1 protein-coding gene is annotated in these 701 nt (G+C 57.5%); it reads right to left on the reverse strand.

Annotation, left to right across the window (positions count from 1 at the left end; genetic code table 11):
• A partial coding sequence (locus tag CN311_RS33140; RefSeq protein WP_208866618.1) for a ferredoxin reductase domain-containing protein occupies window positions 1-701 on the reverse strand: 701 nt, incomplete at both ends.

Raw genomic sequence — 701 nt, forward strand, 5'->3', positions numbered from 1 at the left:
TTTGATTTTTCACCATTTTTTCGTTAACAACAAACCGTTGGAACCTGCCGGGTGCACACGAATTTACGCCAGAATACGACCCTTTTCGCCACGTTTCGATCTCTCTCAGTGCACACGGAGCGCACACGAAAAAATGGCCACCTACACAAAGCTCTCGTCCGGCTCCTGGCGTGTCCAAGTCCGTCGCAAAGGTCGCTACGTCAGCAAGACCTTCCTGCGCCGAGACGACGCACGGCGCTGGGCAACCGATGCCGAGCGCCAGGTCGATCGAGGTGAGACGCCGACCAAGTCCCGCATAGCGCGCCTGAAAACCTTCGGCGAACTGATAGACCTTCATATCGACGACATGTGCGATGTATGCAAGTCCCCTCGCCGCTCCAAGGCCGCGGCCCTCGATATGCTCCAACGGCATTTGGGGAAGTGCAACCTCGCAGCGCTCGATCGCGAACGGCTCATTCGTTTTGGTCGTGACCGCGCCGCCCAATGGCGATAGATGGCTTTGATCGCTTGTCGTGTCGGACAATCGCCCTTGGGCGGTGTCGTCGCGAATGCAGGCCTTCAGATGGCCATCGGACGTTGCCCGCAGCTGCGGGACGATGCCGGCACAAGCGTTCAGCCACCGGCGGCGGCATGCTGTTGACCGCCGGCATTTTTCAGAATTATTCGGATTCAAAGCGATGAATATACCCCAGATATATAAC

The organism is Mesorhizobium sanjuanii (genome assembly GCF_002529485.1).
GTDB lineage: Bacteria > Pseudomonadota > Alphaproteobacteria > Rhizobiales > Rhizobiaceae > Mesorhizobium > Mesorhizobium sanjuanii.